The sequence below is a fragment of the Nonomuraea sp. NPDC001636 genome, assembly GCF_040298265.1.
Taxonomy (GTDB): domain Bacteria; phylum Actinomycetota; class Actinomycetes; order Streptosporangiales; family Streptosporangiaceae; genus Nonomuraea.
The window spans coordinates 331,283-347,616 of sequence record NZ_JBEOZT010000004.1 but is presented as its reverse complement, the minus strand read 5'-3'; the positions used below and the strand labels follow the sequence as shown (position 1 = coordinate 347,616).

Below are 16,334 nucleotides of genomic sequence, written 5' to 3'. Positions count from 1 at the left end.
AAAATATGAACATGGAGGCCGATCGGTCAACAGCTCTTGCGGCAGCCAATACGAGCCCGTTACGTTTGGCGTCAAACGACCCTAGGAGAGACCGGTGCAGCAGCACATCGACCGCCTGACCGAGCGGGGCGTCGACGTGGTCCGCGTGACCTACCCCGACCTGACCGGGACCGACCGCGCCCGCGACGTCCTGCTGGAGGCGCTGCCCGACGCCCTCGGTCACGGCCTCGCCTTCTGCCGCGCCGTCTACCACTCCACCCCGCGCGGCGGCACCGCCGACATCAGCGGCGGCCTGGACGCGGGGCTGCCCGACATCGCCGTCATTCCCGACCTGGCCACGCTGGCGCCGCTGCCGTGGGAGCCCGGCGTGGCCTGGTGCCACGGCGACGTCGTCGACCCGGCCACCGGCGCCGCGGCCCCCGAGTCGCCCCGCGACCTGCTGCGCGCCGTGCTGGCCCGGTGCGCCGAGCAGGGCCTGCGCCCGGTCGTCGGGCCCGAGCTGGAGTACTTCCTGTGCGACCCGGCCCCCGCGGGCGGCTGGCAGCGCTACGCCGAGGCCACCGGCAACGTCTACACCGCCGGCCGCCGCGGCGACCCCGACGGCCACCTCACCCGCACTCTGCGGCACCTGCGCGACCTCGGCCTCGGCGTGACGGCGGGCAACCACGAGTTCAGCAGCGGCCAGTTCGAGATCAACCTGCGGCACTCCGAGGCGCTCGACGCGGCCGACCGGGCCTTCTGGTTCAAGGCCGCGGTCAAGGAGCTGGCGCGGGTGGAGGGCAGGCTGGCGACGTTCATGGCCAAGCCGTTCAACGACGAAGGCGGGTCGGGGTTCCACCTGCACCTGTCGTGCCTGGGCGAGGACGGCGGCAACGCCTTCGACGACCCGGCCGCACCGTACGGGCTGTCGGCGACCGCGCGGCACGCGATCGCGGGCGTGCTGGCCCACGCCCCCGCGCTGGCGGCGCTGGCCAACCCGACGGTCAACTCCTACAAGCGGTTCGGCCCCGACACGCTGGCCCCCTGGCTCGTCGACTGGGGGCTCGACAACCGCAGCGCTATGCTCCGCGTCCCGCCGGAGCGCGGCGCGGGCGCCCGCTTCGAGCTGCGGCTCGGTGACGCCAGCGCCAACCCGTACCTGCTGGTCGCCGGGACCGCGGCCGCCGCGCTGCTGGGCGTGCGGGCGGCCCAGGAGCCGCCCGCGCCGCTCGTCGGGTACGGCTACGACGCCTCCAAGGCCCCGGTGCTGCCGATGACCCTGCCCGAGGCCCTGGACGCCCTGGAGGCCGACGGCGAGCTCACCGAGCTGCTCGGCAAGGACTTCACCGCCGCCTTCCTGGCCTACAAGCGCGACGAGGTCGCCCGCTTCCAGCGGCACGTCACCGACTGGGAGTTCGGCGAGTACGCCTACCACCTGTGACCCGTCATTCGATCGCGCGCTGCGCCAGGTCCTCGGCCAGCGCGATGATCTCCGGGTTGTAGGGCGCCTTCTCCCCCGGGACGTACCGCACCCGGTCCAGGCCGCGCCGGTAGCGGAACACGCCCCGGCGCTCGTGCAGCTCCCAGTCCACCGGGCCGCCGTAGTCGAAGCCGACGCTGATGCCGGTGAAGGGGGCCATGCCGAGCAGCTGCGGGACCCGCTCGACGGCCAGCACCGGCTTGCCGTCCGCCAGCACCTCGATGTCCCAGCGCACCTCCGGCAGCGCCGTGAAACGGGCCGTGACGGTCACCGGCCCCTCCGCCGGGATCGGGCCGGCCGCCCGCACCGGCACGCCGTAGGCGTTGTACGTCAGCCGCAGCTCGCCGTCCTCGACGTACAGGACGTAGCCGCCGCCCTGGTCGCCGTGGGCCACGATCACGCCCTCGTCGCCCGGCCGCCGCTCCAGCCACGCCTCGATCGTGAACGACCGCATGGCGGTGAGCTTGCTCGACCGGAACCGTTCCAGCACCGGGGTGCCCGGGTGGATCGTGACCGGCTCCGACAGCGCCAGCTCGGCCGGCGGCCGGGTGTTGAGCATGTCCGGCGTGTCGGCCAGCGGGAAGACCGTGTTGAGCCAGGCCGCCGCCCGCCACTTCGCGGCCAGGTCGGCCACCCGTTCCGGCTGCTCGGCGGCCAGGTCGGTGGTCTCGGCCGGGTCGCGGGCGATGTCGTACAGCTCCCAGCCGTCGTCGGTGAACGGCGTGCCGGGCAGGTGCGGGGCGATGAGCTTGTAGTGGTCCTCGAAGTAGCCGCGCTGCCCGCCGCTCTCGACGTACTGCGAGCGGTGCCGGCTCGGCCGGTCGCGCTCGCGCAGGAAGTGGTCGAACGGCACGCCGTCCACGTCCGGCGGCTGGTCCAGGCCGGCCAGGGTGAGGAGGGTGGGCGCGACGTCGGTGACGTAGGCGTACTGGTCGCGCACGCCCGGGTCGCCGGCCTGCCTGGGCAGCCCGGCCGGCCACGACAACACGAACGGCACGTGGATGCCGCCCGCGTAGGCGTGGCCCTTGTAGCGGCGGAACGGGGTGTTGGAGACGTTCCCCCAGCCGCGCGGGTAGTGGCCGTGGACCTGGGGGCCGCCGACGAGGCCGAGGTCGCGCGGCACGTCGTGGCACCAGTCGTCGGGCAGGCCGGCCAGGTGCACGAAGCGGCTGAGGTAGCTGCGGGTGCCCTCGGGGCCGCCCTCGGCGGTCGCGCCGTTGTCGCTGGTGACGACGATGACGGTGTTGTCGTACTCGCCGATGCGCTTGAGGTGCTCGACCAGCCGGCCGAGGCTCTGGTCCACGGCGTCCACGGCGGCGGCGTAGACCTCCATGTGGCGGGCGTACAGCTCGGTGCGCTCCTCCCACGGCGCCAGGTCCGGGTCGGACGGCCGGGTGCCCTCGGGGAAGAGGCCGTCGCGCAGCTGGCGGGCGAAGCGCTCCTCGCGGATCCTCGCCCAGCCCGCGTCGTAGCGGCCGCGGTACTTGGCGACGTCGGCCGGCTTGGCCTGCACCGGGCCGTGCACGGCCTGGTGGGCGAAGTAGAGGAAGAACGGCTTGTCGGCGTCGTTGGCGCGCAGGCCGTTGATCATGCCGATGGCGCGGTCGGTGAGGGCGTCGGTCAGGTAGAAGTCGTCCGGGAAGCCCTCGTCGGGGATCGGGCCGTTGTCGCTGATCAGGCGGTGCGGGTGGAACAGGGAGGTGAAGCCGTCCATGGAGCCGTAGTAGCGGTCGAAACCGCGCTGGAGCGGCCAGGAGCTCTTGTCGGCGCCGTCGTGCAGCTTGGACTCGATGGTCAGGTGCCACTTGCCGACCATGAACGTCGCGTACCCGCCGGCCCGGAACGACTCGGCCAGCGTGGGCACCTCCCGCGGGATCTCCATCCGGTAGCCGGGATAGCCCGGGTCCACGTGGGCCACCATCGCGAACCCGGCCCGGTGCGGGTTGAGCCCGGTCATCAGCGCGGCCCTGGAGGGCGAGCAGAGCGGGGTGCTGTGGTAGTTGGTGAACCGGTATCCCGACTCGGCCAGCGCCTGCACGTGCGGCGTGTCGATCTCCGAGCCGAACGGCGACAGGTCGCTGAACCCCAGGTCGTCCACCAGCACGACCACCACGTTGGGCGCCCCGGGACGCGCCCGTCGCGGCCGCGGCCACCAGGGCGTGGACTGCGAGGCCAGCTCGCGGGCCGTGCCGCCGAAACCCTCGTACCCCCTGCTCGGCGGCGTGCTCACGGCCCCTCCGGATCGACGGCGTCCTGGTCGGCCCACAGCGGCGCCACCAGCGCCCGCAGCTCCTCGGCGCCGACCCGCTCGACCAGCTCCACGGCCGCCAGGTTGTCGCGCAGCTGGTCCAGGCTGGTCGCGCCGAACAGGGTGGTGGTGTTGGCCGGGTGGGTGAGCGTGAAGGCCACGCACACCTGCGCCGGGGTGGCGTCCAGGCCGGCGGCGATCGCGGCCAGCTCGCCCGCCGAGGCCGCGATGCGCTCCCTGATGCCGCCGGGGTCGCGGCCGACCTGCCGGTCCACGCCCTTGCCCAGCAGCACGCCGCCCTCCAGCACGTCGGAGGACTGCAGCGTGACGCCCTGAGCGAAGATGCGGGCGAACGGCGCGCCGTCGGGGATCGAGCGTCGCGAGACGCTGTACTTCAGCTGCGCGATGGCCGGGCCCTCGACGCCCTCGCCGGTTGCGGCGTCGATGAGCGTCTGCACGTTCGACGCCGACCAGTTGTTGACGCCCCAGCTCCGGATCAGCCCTTCCTTGGCCAGGCCGGCCAGGTCGAGGACGAGCCGGTGCAGGTCCACGCCGTCGTGCCGCAGGTCGCCCAGCACCACGAGGTCGGCGTGGTCGGCGCCGGCCCGGAACAGGGCGTTGAGCAGCTGGTCGCGCAGGCTGTGCTCCGGGTAGCCCTCCAGCCACAGCTTGGAGGAGAGCAGGTAGTCCTCGCGGCGCAGGCCGGCCGCGCGCACCAGGGCCGAGAAGATCACGTCGGTGAACACGGGCGGCATGCCGGGGAAGCCGTAGACGCCGACGTCGAACAGGTCGATGCCGTGGTCCACGGCCTCGCGGATCATGGCGACCGCGTCGTGGAAGTCCATGCGGTCGTAGGTGTGCCAGGAGCCGAGCGCGAGCACGCCCGTCTCCGGTCCGGTGCGCCCGATGCGGCGGCGCGGGATGGTCTGCACGGTGGCTCTCCTAGGGCAGGCGGGGGTCGATGACGGCCTTGATCTCACCGAGCCTGGACATCGACTCGACGCAGGCGGTGGCCCGCGCCAGGCCGACGGGCTCGCTGAACAGCTCGTCCCACGGCATGCGGGCGGCGAAGGTCTGGAAGAACTCGATCGAGCGGTGGTAGTCGGCGATGTCGCCGTTGAGCGAGCCGACCACGGTCAGCTCCTTGCCCATGACCGCGCCGAGCGGCACGGGCGCGAGCTCGAACCCGGTGGAGCCGACGATCACGACGGTGCCGCGCTGGGCGGCCACCGCGACCGCCTCCTCGGCCACGGTGGGCGCTCCGGCCAGGTCGAACACGTAGTCCGCGCCGCGCTCCCCGGCCAGCTCCCTGATCCGGGCGACGCGCTCGTCCTTGCCCAGGTCGGTCGAGACGGTCGCGTCGGCGCCGAAGCGCCGGGCGGCGGCCAGCCGGTCGTCCGGGCCGCCCACGGTGATGACGGTGCCGGCCCCGGCGATCCTGGCGACGGCCGTGGCGAAGATGCCGAGCGCGCCCGCGCCCTGCACCACCACGGTGGAGCCGGTCCTGATGCCGCCGGCCCGGTCCACGGCGCGCAGCACGGTCTTGGCCGCGCAGCCCGACATCGAGGCCCAGGTGTCCTTGACGTCAGCGGGCAGCAGCAGCTTGGCCGCGCCCGGGGTCACGTAGCAGTACTCGACCAGGCCGCCCGTGGCGTACGGGGGGCGGTCGGCGCGCTGCGTGAAGCCGTAGCCGCGGTTGGCGCAGGCGACCGGCTGGCGCAGCACGGCGCAGCCGTAGCAGTGGCCGCAGGTGGACTCCGACCAGCCGATGCGGTCACCCGGGGCGATCGGGCGGCCGAGGGCGTCGGTGGTGCCCGGCCCGGCCTCGACGACCTCGCCGACCATCTCGTGGCCAAGGATCATCGGCAACATCCCGGGGAAGGTCATCTGGCCGGCCCACAGGTGCACGTCGGTGCCGCACAGGGTGGTGCAGGTGATGCGCACCAGGGCGGCGCCGGGCTCGACGGCGTCGGGCAGCGGTACGTCCTGAAGGCTGAGGGGCTTGCCGTGCTCGGTGAGGACGGCGGCGGCGGTTCTCGTAGGCATGGTCACCTTCGTGGCTTTCGACCGTTAAGTGTGGTTAATCTACACTCGTTGACAAACAATTACAGCCCCTCAGGAGGAACCCGGTGTCAGCGGACGAGTACGCGGACCTCGTGGCGGTCGGCGGCAACGTGCTCACCTTCGACGCCCGCGACGGGCGGGCCAGCGGCCTGGCGGCGCGCGCCGGCCGCCTGGTGGCGGTCGGGACGGACGAGGAGGCCCTGGCGCACGCCGGGCCCGGCACCCGGGTGCTCTCCCTGGCCGGCCGGACGGTCCTGCCCGGCATCAACGACTCGCACCTGCACGCCGCCTGGCTGGGAGCGGTCTGGCCGGACACGCTGATCAGCGAGAACGGCCTGTCCGCCCACCAGGGCCGGCTGCTGGCCGACGAGGAGTCCAGGCGGGCCGCCATCCTGCGCGCCGGGCGGATCTGCGCCTCGCTCGGCATCACCAGCTACACCGAGCCCGGCCTCGGCCCCGGCGAGGACGACGGCGAGACCGGCTGCTTCTCGCAGGCCGTCCTGGACACCTACGCGACGCTGGCGAAGGAGGGCGAGCTGCGGGCACGGGTGACCGTGTTGCGGCTGTTCGGCACCCTCGACGGCCCCAGCACCCTGGAGGACGTCGCCGCCGGCCTGGACACGCCCCTCCCCCGCACCGACCCCGCCTGGCTCAACGTGACCGGGCTCAAGATCTTCGCCGACGGCATCCCGCCCATGGGCTCGGCCTGGACCTGCCACCGCTACACCTCGGGCGGCCACGGATCGCTGCTGGTGGCGGGCGCGGACGACGCCGCGCGCGAGCACAACCTGCGCACCATGATCCGGCTGGCGCACCGGGCGGGCCTCCAGGTCGGCGTGCACGCCACCGGCGACCGGTCCATCGACGCGTTCGTGGACACCGTGGCCGAACTGACGGCCGAACCGGCGGGCGAGCGCGCGGCCGCGAGGCGGCACTACGTCATCCACGGCGACCTGGTGAACCCCGCCCAGATCGCCCGCATGGCCGGGCTCGGCATGGGCCTCACCACGCAGCCGGTGATCGCGGCGGCCACCGCCGACTGGGTGGCCGGCGCGCTCGGCCCGGAGGTCGCCGGGACGGCCTGGCCGCTGCAGGAACTGCTGGCCGGCGGGCTGACGTTCACCCTGAGCAGCGACGGGCCGGTGACCACGCCCGACTGGCGGGCGCAGGTGGCGGCGGCGTGCGGGCTGCTCGGCGAGCGGGCGCCGCGCCCCCGGCTGATGACCCGCCTGCTGCGCTGCTACACCACCGCGCCCGCCGTCCAGGACGGCGCGGAGGCGTGGAAGGGGTCGCTGGAGTGGGGCAAGGCCGCCGACTTCTGCGTGCTGGAGCGCGACCCCCTGGAGGTCGCGCCGGCCGACCTGCCGCAGGTCGCGGTCGATGCCACCGTGACCGCGGGCCGGATCGTCCACCTGCGTGACGGGGTGTCCCTGGACTGACCGACGGGGCCGGGTGGCGGCCCGGCCCCGCCGGTGGCGGGTCAGGCCAGGAGCTGGCCGCCGTCCACCTGGAGGCTGACGCCGGTGATGTGGCGGGCGCCGTCGGAGGCCAGGAAGAGCACGGCGGGGACGATGTCGGCCACCTGGGCGATCGAGCCCAGCGGGATCCGGGCCTCCCACGCCTTCCTGGCCGCGTCGTCGGTGGCGAACATGGCCGTCATCGGGGTGAGCACCGGCCCGGGGGCGACGCCGTTCACGCGGATGCCGTGGGGGGCCAACTCGATGCCGGCCGAGCGGGTCAGGGCGTCGATGGCGGCCTTGGTTGCCTCGTAGTGGCCGAGGCCGGGCGTGGGCTGGCGGGCGCCGATGGAGGAGATGTTGACCATGCAGCCGCGTACGCCCCGCGCCACCATGTGCGCCCCGACGGCCCGGGTCATCAGGAACGTGCCGCGGAAGTTGACCCGGGCGCAGGCGTCGAAGACGTCCACGTCGAGGCCGATGAGCGGGCCGCCGCCCGCGGTGTGCCCGGCGTTGTTCACCAGCACGCCGATGTCGCCGTGCTCGGCGGCGACGGCCGCGACGGCGGACTCGACGGAGGCGGCGTCCCCGACGTCCACCTGGACGTGGTGGGCGCCGAGCTCGGCGGCGACCGCCCTGGCCCGCGCCTCGTCGAGGTCGGCGATGACGACCCGATCGCCCGCCGCGGCGAAGGCTTCCGCGACGCCGCGGCCGATGCCGCTCGCGCCGCCGGTGACGAGGACGGTCCTGGGGACGACAGGTTCGCTCATGTGGGGGTTCCTGTTCGGTGCGGGCCTTCGCAGACGGGGCTGCGCGGGCGTCCTGGGTTTATTATTATACAAGCGTAGACAAAAAAGGCTTCATCCGGCAGGGAGTGGATCGACGTGAGCGACACACAGCGGGTTCCGGCACGGCGCCTCGGACCGGGCGGCCCGACGACGTCCCTGTTCGGGCTGGGCTCCTGGAACACCTGGGACCGCATGGAGTTCGGCGACGCGGTGGCCCTGATCAGGGCGGCACTCGACGCCGGGGTGACCCTCTTCGACGTCGCCCACTACAACATGGGCCCGCACGCCGAACAGGCCCGTACGGACCTCATCTTCGGCCGGGCGGTGCGCGAGGCGGGCACGAGCCGGGACGACTGGCAGCTCTGCGGCAAGCTGTGGCTGTGGGAGTACCCGCGCACGGGCTTCCGCGAGCAGCTCGACGTCAGCTTCGACCGCGTCGGCGTCGAGAGCGCCGAGACCGTCGTGGTCGGCGACTACCTGCAGCGGCCCGACATCCGGCGGATCGTGACCGACGTCGCCGAGCAGATCGCGGCCGGCCGCTTCACGAGCTGGGGCGTCAACAACTGGATCGCCGAGGACGTCGACCTCGCGCTGAGCTTCGCCGCCGAGGAAGGGCTGACGCCGCCGAGCTTCGCCCAGCTCAAGTACAGCATCGCCCGGCGTTCGATGGCCGAGGGCGGCTTCTACGGCCGGCACTTCGCCTCCGGGGCGCTGGCGCTGCAGGCCAGCGACGTCTTCGAGGGCGGCATCCTGGTGGGCAGGAAGTTCCCCGAACGGAAGATCGGCGCGGACCCGGGCGGCATCCGGGAGGCCGTCAGGCAGGCCGCGGACGCCGTCGCGCGGGTCGCGGGCGAGTTCGGCGCGACCCCCGCCCAGGTGGCGATCGTGTTCTGCCTGGAGCACCCGGCGGTGGCCAACGTGCTGTTCGGGGTGAGCAGGACGGCCCAGCTGGCGGACAACCTGGGCGCGTTGCGGCTGTGGCGCGAGCACGGCCCGCAGGTGCGCGCGGCCCTGGCCGACCTGTGGCTGGACCGCGACGTGCGCGCCGACGGCGTCTGGACCCCCTGACCCGGGCGTGGGGACGCCCGGCTGCGATCGCCGGGGTCCCCGCGCGGTCCCACCGTCACCGTGCCGGACGGCGGGTGCGCAGCTTCTGCAGTTCGCTCATCGACCGGGCGCGGGCGTCCACCACGTTGCGCATGCTCGACCCGATGAGGTTCAGCAGCAGCACGCAGAGCATGATCGCCGCACCCGGCAGCACGATCAGCCACGGCGCCTGTGTCAGGTACGACCGCCCTTCGGCGATCATGTTGCCCCACGTCGGCGTGGGCGGCGCGATGCCCAGCCCGAGGAAGCTCATCGCGCCGTCCACCAGCATCGCCGAGGCCGACAGGATCACGACCTGCACCAGCGCCAGCGGCAGCACGTTGGGCAGCACGTGCACGAACAGGATCTTCGCCGGCCGCATGCCGGACACCCGCGCCGCCCCGATGTACTGCCGCGCCGCCACGCCGAGCACCCGGCTGCGGATCACCCGGGCCGTGAACGGCGTGAAGATGACCGTCAGCGCGATCAGCTCGGTCCAGATGCTGGCGCCGAGCCCGATGGCCAGCGCCATGGCCAGGATGATCGCCGGGAACGACATCCAGGCGTCCATGATCCGCATGACGATCGCGTCCACGGTCCGGTAGAAGCCGCTGACCAGGCCGATCACCATGCCGGTGAACGCCGCGCAGAGCGTGATGAGCGCCGAGAGGCCGAGCGAGGCCCGGCCGCCGGAGACCAGGCGGCTCAGCACGTCCCGGCCGTAGGAGTCGGTGCCGAGCAGGTGGTCGCCCGAGGGCGGCAGCAGCCGGTGCACCGGGTCGGTCGCGTTCGCGTCCGGCAGGAACACCGGCAGCAGCACGACGGCCAGCACGACGAGGACGAGCAGCGCGGCAGCGGTGATCAGCACCCGGTTGCGGCGCCAGGCGCGGGAGGCCGCGGAGGGCCGCCCGGCCGTCCCGACGCGCCCGGCGACGGCCTCGGAAGTCACGAAACACGCACCTTGGGGTCGAGGAGGGCGTAGGACAGGTCGACGACCAGGTTGACGACCACGAACATCAGCGCGACGAACAGCGTCACGCCCTGGACGAGCGGGAAGTCCCGGGTCGAGACCGCGCCCATGAGCAACGACCCCAGCCCGGGGATGACGAAGATCGACTCGATGATCACGATGCCGCCGACCATCATCGCGAAGTTGCTGCCGAGCTGGGTGACCAGCGGCATGAGCGCGTTCGGCAGCACGTGCCTGAGCATGACCTGCCGCTCCGACAGGCCCTTGACCCGCGCGGTGCGCAGGTACGTCTGCGGCAGCTCGCCGAGCACGCTCTCCCGCAGGGTCAGCGTGAACAGCGCCGACTGCCCGATGACCAGGCACACCACCGGCAGCACCAGCATCGGCACCCCGGCGACCGGATCGGCGAAGAGGTCGGCGTACCCGCTGGAGGGGAACCAGCGCAGCGACACGGCGAACACCAGCACCAGGATCAGCGCGATCCAGAAGTCGGGGATCGCCATACCGAGCGAGGAGAGCAGGTTGAGCGCGCGGGCCACGGGGTTGCGCGGCGAGACCGCGTTCCACGAGGTGACCAGCACCGCGACGACGAAGCTGAGGACGGTGCTGATCATCGCCAGGGTCAGCGTCGGGACGAAGTGCTCGGCCACCACCCCCACCACCGGCGCGTGGTAGGTGATCGACGAGCCGAAGTCGCCGCCCGCCACGTTGCCGAGCCAGCTCAGGTACTGCTCCCACAGCGAGCCCGTCAGGCCCATGCTCTGCCGCAGCGCCTCGACGTCCTGCGGCCTGGCCGTCGGGCCGAGGATGGCGATGGCCGGGTCGCCCGGGATCAGGCGGATGACGAAGAACATCATCGTGCCCACGATCAGCAGGATGACGACCAGGTCACGCAGCCGCCGGAGCAGGAGTCCCGCCATGTTCCCCCCTCACTTCTGCAGCCAGGAGTTCCAGAACACGCGGTAGAACGTGTCGTACCCCTTGAGCTTGGGCGAGTAGGCGGCGTACAGCTTCGACTGGCTGATCGTGATGACCGGGAACTGCTGCCACACGAACGCCTGGAGCTGGTCCATCAGCGTCCTGGCGGTCTCGGGGGAGGTCGCGGCGTTGTAGTCCTCGATCAGCTTGGCCAGCTCGGGCGAGCCGGAGCCGTTGAACGCCCCGAGGGTCAGCGCGGGCATCTGCGAGGGCGAGGTGAGGGCGGCGTTGAAGAACAGGGTGGTGACGTCCCAGCCGCCGGGGTCCTTGGTGATCGTGCCGAGCATCGTCGGGAAATCGTAGGTGTCGATCTTCGTCTTGATGCCGATCTTGGAGAGCTGGTCCTGCAGCAGCACCGCCCACTGGCTGAACTGCGGGTAGCTGCTGGAGGTCAGGATCCGCACGGTGTCACCGGCGTTGACGCCGGCCTGCGCGAACAGCTCCTTGGCCCGGTTCGGGTCGTGCTGCTTGTAGACGTCGTCGCCGGCGGTGGAGTACAGGCCCTTGTTGTCCTGCGAGACCAGCGCGCCCACCTCGACGGTGAGGTCGGGGCCGCCGCCGGTGGCGGCGTTCAGCGCGGGCTTGTCCATCAGCAGGTTGAGCGCCTGCCGGGCGCGCACGTCGGAGAACTTGGAGCCCTTGTTGAAGTTGGGGATCAGCACGTTCTGGTTGGCCCCGGCCAGGTTCGACACGACCACCGCGGGGTTGTTCTTCAGCGGGGTGTACTGGTCGTCGCCCGGCATGGCGTGCGCCCACTGGCCGGTCTGCAGGCCGTTGACCACGGCGTCCTGGTCGGCGACGACCTTGTAGGTGACCGTGTCGAGGTAGGCGTGCTTGGCGCCGGCCTGGCCGCCCCAGTCCTCCTCGGCGCGCGACTTGTAGCCGTCGTAACGCTCCAGCACGACCTGCTGCCCGATGTCCCAGCTCTTCAGCTTGTACGGCCCGGTGCCGACCGCGCCCTCCTTGGCGAAGCCGGTGGCCGGCACGTCCTTGAGGTTCCTGGCCTCGTAGATCTCCGCGCCGGGGCTGGCCAGCTCGTCGATCAGCGGGTACCGCGGCTTCTTCAGCTCCAGCGTGACCGTGCGGTCGCCGGTGGCCTTGAGGCTCTTGACGTCGGCGGCGACCTGCTGGCCGGTGACGTGGCTCTTCAGCCAGCGCTCCAGGCTGGCGACCACGTCGGCGGCGGTGAGCGGGGCGCCGTCCTGGAACGTGACACCGGCGCGCAGCTCGAAGGTGTAGGTGAGCCGGTCGTCGCTGCGCTTGTAGGTGTCGACCAGCATCGGCCTGGCCGCGAAGGTCTTGTCGACCTCGAAGAGCTTCTCGTACAGCATGTTGCCGATGTGGGCGGTGACCTGGCCGGGGTTGGCGACCATGTCCAGCGACTGCGGGTCGGTCGGCACCGCGACCACGAGGTCGCCGCCGCGGACGGGGGTGCCGGCGTCGGCGGAGGAGGACGAGGAGGACGACGTCGCGCCGCCCGCGCAGCCGGAGAGCAGCAGGGCGCTCGCCGCGGCGGCGGAGACGAGCCCGGCCCTCAGGCTCTTGAGCACGTTCATGGTGGGTTCTCGCTCTTGCTCTAAAAGGGGGGACAGAAGGAGAAGGTCGGCCCGGGGCTATCCCACGTATGCCGACAAGTCGGGGTTCGCGGCGAGGAGCCGGCGCGTGTACTCGTGGGTGGAGGAGGAGGCGATGGTTTCCGGGGCGCCGACCTCGACGAGGTCGCCCTTGTACATCACGCCGACGCGGTCGGCCACCGACAGCACCAGGCTGAGGTTGTGCGTGATGAACAGGAAGCTGATGCCGTGCGAGCGGCGCAGCTGCAGGAGGAGGTTCATGACCTGGCCCTGGACGGAGACGTCGAGGGCGGAGGTGGGCTCGTCGGCGACGATGAGCTTCGGCTCGGCGGCGACCGCGCGCGCGATGGACACGCGCTGGCGCATGCCGCCGGACAGTTGCGAGGGCAGCTTGCGGGCGCAGTCGGCGGGCAGGCCGACCTCGTCGATCAGCTCGGCCACCCGCCGGTCGAGGTCCGCGCCGCGCAGCGGGGTCAGCTCGCGCAGCGGCTCGGCGATGATGCGGGCCACGGTGTGCCGGGGGTCGAGCGAGCTCTGCGGGTCCTGGAAGATCAGCTGGGTGGCGCGGCGGAAGGCGCGCTCGTCGCCGCGCAGCCCGGCTTCGGTGATGCGGTGCTCGCCGAAGGAGATGCTGCCCGAGGTGGGCCGTTCCAGGGCGCTGACCATGCGGCCGAGCGTCGTCTTGCCCGAGCCGGACTCGCCGACCAGGCCGAAGAACTCGCCGGGCGCGATCTCCAGCGAGACGCCGCCGACCGCGCGCACGCTCGCCCGGCGGCCGGTCCGGTAGACCTTGGTGACGTTCTCGACGACCAGGGGCGGGGTGCCGGTCACCGGCGCCGGCTCGTCGCCGAGCGCCGGCGTCTCGGTCACGGTCCCGCCTGAGTCCCCGGCGGCAGTCTCGGTGGCGGCCCGCAGCCTGGTCTCCGAGATCGTCGGGAATCCCGTACGGCGGCTGACGCCGAGCTGCGGCACGCATTCCAGCAGCGCCTTGGTATACGGATGCGTAGGCTTGCGGAGGATGTCCGTCTTGTCGCCGACCTCCACCAGCCTGCCCCGGTACATGACGGCGATCCGGTCGGCGATCTCGGCGGCGACGCCCATGTCATGGGTGATGAACACGCAGGCGGTCCGATGCTCACGCTGCACGCGACGGAACAGCGCCAGGATCTCGGCCTGCGTGGTCACGTCGAGGGCGGTGGTCGGCTCGTCGGCGATGAGGACGTCGGGGTCGGACATCAGCGCCATGGCGATCATCACGCGCTGCTGCATGCCGCCGGACATCTGGTGCGGATACAGCGCCATGATCCGGTCGGTGTCGGCCAGCCCGACCTCGGTGAGCAGGCTCCTGGCCTTGGCCTCGGCCTCGCGGCGCAGCCGGCTCCCCCGGCGCAGCGCCTGCCGGGGCAGCGCGCCCTCGGGCCGGTAGCCCTCGATGAGCTGCACGCCGACGCGCTGGGCGGGGTTGAGCGAGTCCAGGGCCTCCTGGAAGATCATCCCGATCCGGGCGCCCCGGTAGGCGCGCATGCCCTCGGCGCTCAGCCGCGTGACGTCCACGCCGCCGACCTCGATCACGCCCTCGGTGTAGGCCGGGGCCACGAACTCCAGCAGGCGGATGATCGACAGCGCCGTCACGGTCTTGCCGCTGCCCGACTCCCCCACCACGCAGAGCGTCTGCCCGGAGGCGACGTCGAGGGTGAGCCGGTGGACGAGTTCCTGGGGCTCGGCGTCCTCCCGGGTGACGCCGATGGTCAGATCCGTCAGGTTGAGCAGCGACATGCGCGAGAGCTCCATTCCAGGCACCGGTCCCGTGCTCGAAGTGGGGCACGCAAACCCACACTGAGCTGCCGAAAAGCCATGTTCGAGCCAGATAGTTCTACAAAGGTTGACAGAGGGTCCCCCTACTGTCAACGGTTATTCCACGTTCGTAGACAGAGGGTCTATGGTGAACGTCTACATTCGTAGACAATACAGAAAGGGCAGGGCCTTGACCATGTCCACGCCTTCCCCCACGCCGGATCCGATCGTCGCCATCGCCACCGGTTACATGGGCGCCAAGCAGCTCTTCGCGGCCAGCCGCATCGGGCTGTTCGAGGCGCTCGCGGACGGCGAGCGCAGCGCCGGGGAAATCGCGGCGGCCACCGGCGTCACCCCCCGCATGGCCCGCATCCTGGCCGACAGCATGGCCGGGCTCGGCCTGCTGACCAGGACCGACGGCCGGTACGCGCTCGGCGCCGACGCGGCCGGCTACCTGGCCGGGCAGAAGTCGTCCGAGCTCGACCTCGGGCCGTTCCTCACGTTCCTCAACCAGATCAGCTACGGCCACTGGCTGCAGTTCGACACGACCGTGGACACCACCGAGCCGGGCGTCCTGGACACCTCCGGCGACCGGTGGGGCACGTTCATGGCCGGGGTGATGACGTACAACAGCCTGCACGCCAGGATGCTGGGCGGCGCGTTCGACTTCGCCGGCTTCCGCAGCCTGCTGGACCTGGGCGGCCTGTCCAGCGCCTTCGCCTTCGAGGCCCTGCGCGCCAACCCGGGGCTGCGGGCCTCCTTCGTGTACGACCCGACCTTCGCCGACGCCGTCGCCCAGCAGGTGGCCGAGGCCGGGTTCGCCGATCGCGCCGAGGTGACCGGCGCCCCGACCGACACGGCCACGCCCGCCGGCCCGTACGACCTGGTCATGGTCAACCACGTCATCCACCGCTTCGGCGTCGAGCAGAACCGGGCCATCCTGCGCAACGCCCGCGCGGCGGCGGCGCCGGGGGCGCGGCTGCTGCTGCTCGACTTCTTCCTCGACGACGACGCCGAGCAGCGGGCCATCGACGCGCTGCACGCCGGGGAGTACCTGGTGATCGACGGGACCGTCGTCTACGAGGAGTCACAGGTGCGCGCCTGGCTCGACGAGGCCGCCTGGAAGCCGGTGGACAAGCTGGCCCTGCCGGGCAGCCCGCGCGTCATCGTGGCCGAAGCGGTCTGAGCACGACGCGGCCCGCGCCGCCCGGGTGGCGGCGCGGGCCGGAACGCGCGGGTCAGGGCCGGAACGCGCGGGTCAGGGCCGGGAGATGCGGTCGAAGAACGACTCCAGATGCCGCTTCTGCAGCTCGACCGTGGAGAACTGCGGGCCGACCAGGCTCATCACGTTGGCCCCGGCGTTGAGCAGCACGAGCTCGTCCACGAGCTGCTCGTCGGGGATCGAGGTGTGGATGTCGCCGTCGGCGCGGCCCTCCTCGATCAGCCGGTGCAGCATGCCGCGCCAGGCCCGCAGGTGCTCCAGGTACTTGTCGTACAGCTTGGGGTTGGTCAGCGAGGTCTGCCAGAAGATCAGCAGCACCCGGCCGGCGGTGATGCGCTCCTCGTCGATCGGCATCGCGGCCTCGCACATCTCGCGCAGCGCGCCCAGCCCGCGGCGGCCGTCGAGCTTGACGTAGCTGGTCACGATGGCCAGGGCGCGCTCGTACGTCGCCTCGATGATGTCTTCCTTGCCGGGGAAGTAGTGCTTGAGCGCGCCGTTGGCGAAGCCCGCCGCGTTCGCGATCTCACGCATGGTGGCCGCCTCGATGCCCCCCTTCGTGATCAGGTCCCACGTGACGTCGATGATGTCGCTGCGACGCTGGTCGTGGTCGATGATCTTGGGCATGCGGGCACCCCTCCGTACGGCGTTTCGTCTACCAGTGTAGGACAAAATGCCGGGAGGGTATGACCCGATC

Annotated in this window: 13 protein-coding genes; 4 read left to right on the top strand and 9 right to left on the bottom strand. The window is 72.0% G+C overall.

Annotated features, from left to right (window positions below; all coding sequences use genetic code 11):
- Positions 1–94 precede the first annotated feature (94 nt).
- The gene (locus ABT158_RS11295; RefSeq protein WP_352352639.1) at positions 95–1,420 is read left to right on the top strand and encodes a glutamine synthetase family protein; all 1,326 of its coding nucleotides are present in this window, start codon (positions 95–97) and stop codon (positions 1,418–1,420) included.
- 4 nt (positions 1,421–1,424) lie between these two features.
- Here the strand turns inward: ABT158_RS11295 and ABT158_RS11290 are convergent, their stop codons facing one another.
- From ABT158_RS11290 to ABT158_RS11280, 3 genes are read right to left on the bottom strand one after another with little or no spacing between them, the layout of a single operon-like run.
- Complete coding sequence (locus ABT158_RS11290) at positions 1,425–3,689, bottom strand: arylsulfatase (protein WP_352352638.1); 2,265 nt, start codon at positions 3,687–3,689, stop codon at positions 1,425–1,427.
- Complete coding sequence (locus ABT158_RS11285; protein ID WP_352352637.1) at positions 3,686–4,639, bottom strand: aldo/keto reductase; 954 nt, start codon at positions 4,637–4,639, stop codon at positions 3,686–3,688. The genes ABT158_RS11290 and ABT158_RS11285 overlap by 4 nt, the downstream gene beginning before the upstream one ends.
- A gap of 10 nt (positions 4,640–4,649) precedes the next feature.
- A complete protein-coding gene (locus ABT158_RS11280) occupies positions 4,650–5,753 on the bottom strand; it encodes a zinc-binding dehydrogenase (RefSeq protein WP_352352636.1) in 1,104 nt (367 codons plus the stop codon).
- 83 nt (positions 5,754–5,836) lie between these two features.
- On the opposite strand from ABT158_RS11280, the gene ABT158_RS11275 reads away from it, so the two are divergent.
- Positions 5,837–7,210: an amidohydrolase gene (locus ABT158_RS11275; RefSeq protein WP_352352635.1), complete on the top strand. Its 1,374-nt coding sequence runs from the start codon at positions 5,837–5,839 to the stop codon at positions 7,208–7,210.
- A 41-nt stretch (positions 7,211–7,251) separates the two neighbouring features.
- On the opposite strand, the gene ABT158_RS11270 is transcribed toward ABT158_RS11275, so the two are convergent.
- Positions 7,252–7,998 (bottom strand): SDR family NAD(P)-dependent oxidoreductase, encoded by a 747-nt coding sequence (locus ABT158_RS11270; protein ID WP_352352634.1) that lies wholly within the window; start codon positions 7,996–7,998, stop codon positions 7,252–7,254.
- 114 nt (positions 7,999–8,112) lie between these two features.
- On the opposite strand from ABT158_RS11270, the gene ABT158_RS11265 reads away from it, so the two are divergent.
- The gene (locus tag ABT158_RS11265; RefSeq protein WP_352352633.1) at positions 8,113–9,084 is read left to right on the top strand and encodes an aldo/keto reductase; all 972 of its coding nucleotides are present in this window, start codon (positions 8,113–8,115) and stop codon (positions 9,082–9,084) included.
- A 55-nt stretch (positions 9,085–9,139) separates the two neighbouring features.
- Here ABT158_RS11265 and ABT158_RS11260 read toward each other — a convergent pair whose 3' ends face one another.
- From ABT158_RS11260 to ABT158_RS11245, 4 genes are read right to left on the bottom strand one after another with little or no spacing between them, the layout of a single operon-like run.
- The gene (locus ABT158_RS11260; protein WP_352352632.1) at positions 9,140–10,051 is read right to left on the bottom strand and encodes an ABC transporter permease; all 912 of its coding nucleotides are present in this window, start codon (positions 10,049–10,051) and stop codon (positions 9,140–9,142) included.
- Entirely contained in the window at positions 10,048–10,992 is a 945-nt protein-coding gene (locus tag ABT158_RS11255; protein ID WP_352352631.1) for an ABC transporter permease, read from the bottom strand. The genes ABT158_RS11260 and ABT158_RS11255 overlap by 4 nt, the downstream gene beginning before the upstream one ends.
- Before the next feature lie 9 nt (positions 10,993–11,001).
- Complete coding sequence (locus tag ABT158_RS11250) at positions 11,002–12,606, bottom strand: ABC transporter substrate-binding protein (protein WP_352352630.1); 1,605 nt, start codon at positions 12,604–12,606, stop codon at positions 11,002–11,004.
- Between the two features lie 57 nt (positions 12,607–12,663).
- Positions 12,664–14,400, bottom strand: a complete 1,737-nt coding sequence (locus ABT158_RS11245) for a dipeptide ABC transporter ATP-binding protein (protein WP_352352629.1) — start codon at positions 14,398–14,400, stop codon at positions 12,664–12,666.
- A gap of 214 nt (positions 14,401–14,614) precedes the next feature.
- Here ABT158_RS11245 and ABT158_RS11240 point away from each other — a divergent pair, with 214 nt between their 5' ends.
- Positions 14,615–15,604, top strand: coding sequence for a methyltransferase (locus tag ABT158_RS11240; RefSeq protein ID WP_352352628.1), 990 nt, complete (start codon positions 14,615–14,617; stop codon positions 15,602–15,604).
- A 72-nt stretch (positions 15,605–15,676) separates the two neighbouring features.
- On the opposite strand, the gene ABT158_RS11235 is transcribed toward ABT158_RS11240, so the two are convergent.
- The gene (locus ABT158_RS11235) at positions 15,677–16,264 is read right to left on the bottom strand and encodes a TetR/AcrR family transcriptional regulator (protein ID WP_352352627.1); all 588 of its coding nucleotides are present in this window, start codon (positions 16,262–16,264) and stop codon (positions 15,677–15,679) included.
- Between the last annotated feature and the right edge of the window lie 70 nt (positions 16,265–16,334).

Coding starts and splice junctions, on each gene's coding strand:
- ABT158_RS11280 (WP_352352636.1), bottom strand. CDS start 5,753: ATGCCTACGAGAACCGCCGCCGCCGTCCTCACCGAGCACGGCAAGCCC.
- ABT158_RS11270 (WP_352352634.1), bottom strand. CDS start 7,998: ATGAGCGAACCTGTCGTCCCCAGGACCGTCCTCGTCACCGGCGGCGCG.
- ABT158_RS11255 (WP_352352631.1), bottom strand. CDS start 10,992: ATGGCGGGACTCCTGCTCCGGCGGCTGCGTGACCTGGTCGTCATCCTG.
- ABT158_RS11250 (WP_352352630.1), bottom strand. CDS start 12,606: ATGAACGTGCTCAAGAGCCTGAGGGCCGGGCTCGTCTCCGCCGCCGCG.
- ABT158_RS11245 (WP_352352629.1), bottom strand. CDS start 14,400: ATGTCGCTGCTCAACCTGACGGATCTGACCATCGGCGTCACCCGGGAG.
- ABT158_RS11240 (WP_352352628.1), top strand. CDS start 14,615: ATGTCCACGCCTTCCCCCACGCCGGATCCGATCGTCGCCATCGCCACC.
- ABT158_RS11235 (WP_352352627.1), bottom strand. CDS start 16,264: ATGCCCAAGATCATCGACCACGACCAGCGTCGCAGCGACATCATCGAC.